This is a genomic window from Tersicoccus phoenicis (assembly GCF_001968835.1).
Lineage (GTDB): Bacteria > Actinomycetota > Actinomycetes > Actinomycetales > Micrococcaceae > Tersicoccus > Tersicoccus phoenicis.
This window is the reverse complement of the sequence record NZ_MRDE01000131.1, coordinates 1-1,143: the sequence shown is the minus strand read 5'-3', so window position 1 is coordinate 1,143 and position 1,143 is coordinate 1. Positions and strand designations below refer to the sequence as shown.

The following is a 1,143-nucleotide window of genomic DNA, read 5'->3' as shown; positions in this document are numbered from 1 at the left end:
GTGCCGGGTCGGTCGAAGTAAGCCAGAACGTCGTCGGCGCGCTTGTTCAAGGTCCGTCCGAGCGTGTTGAGCTCGACCAGTGCTTTCGGGATACCGCTGCTGAGCGATCCGATGAGGTTGGTCATCAGCTCGCGACCGCGGCGTCGGTCCTCGTGCCGGTAGGCGGCGATCATGCGCTGATAGATGCCCCAGGTCGCCTCGACCTCGACATGGTTCTCGGTCGCGAACAACGCCCTCAGCCGGGAGGCCTGCTTGTCGGTGAGCAGGTCGGCGCCGGTGTGCAGGGTCCGCCTGGCCGAGTAGAGCGGGTCTCCCTTCATCCCGCGGTGGCCGTAGATGGCTTGCTGCACACGCCGGCGGCACCGGTCGAGTGCGTCGCCGGCGAGGCGGCCGACGTGGAAGGGATCCATGACCGCGACCGCGTCGGGAAGTTCCTCGGTGGTCGCGGTCTTGAAGCCGGTGAACCCGTCCATCGCCACAACCTCGACACCGTCGCGCCAGGAGTCGGGGCGGGCGGCGAGCCAGGTCTTGAATGCCTCCTTCGAGCGGCCCTCAACCATGTCCAGCAGTCGTGCCGGCCCGGTGCCATCGCGGATCGGGGTGAGGTCGATGACCACGGTGACGTACCGGTCGCCACGCCTGGTGTGGCGCCACACGTGCTCATCGACGCCGACGACCTTCACGCCGTCGAACCGGTCGGCGTCGTCGATCAGGACCCTCTTGCCCTCGGCCAGGACCGCGTCGTTGGCGGTGTCCCAGGCGACGTCGAGCCCCTCGGCGATCCGGGCAACAGTGAGGTGCTGCACGACGAGCGCTTCGAGTGCCCACCGCAGCCCGCGGCGCGAGAGCTTCGCCCGTGGCTCGGCCGCGCGGGTGGTGTCTTGGCGCCACACGTGTCCGCAGCCGGTGCAGCGGTAGCGACGCACCGCGACCTCAAGGACGGTGGGTCGCCACCCCAGCGGCTCGTGCGCGAGTCGACGGATGACCGTGTCCCGAGCAGCGCCCTCGGCGCCGCAGCGTCGGCACCACTCATCAGGGGTCAGGACCCGGCAGGCGAGCACCGCTCGCGCGGGCTCGAGGCGTTGACCGGTCACGACGAGGTCGAGCTCATCGAGGCGGCAGAACGTGGTCAGGTCAGGGCGG

1 protein-coding gene is annotated in these 1,143 nt (G+C 69.7%); it reads right to left on the bottom strand.

The window, feature by feature from the left end:
• Nucleotides 1–1,143: ISL3 family transposase (locus tag BKD30_RS15455; protein ID WP_218189325.1), on the bottom strand; the 1,143-nt coding region annotated here is incomplete at both ends.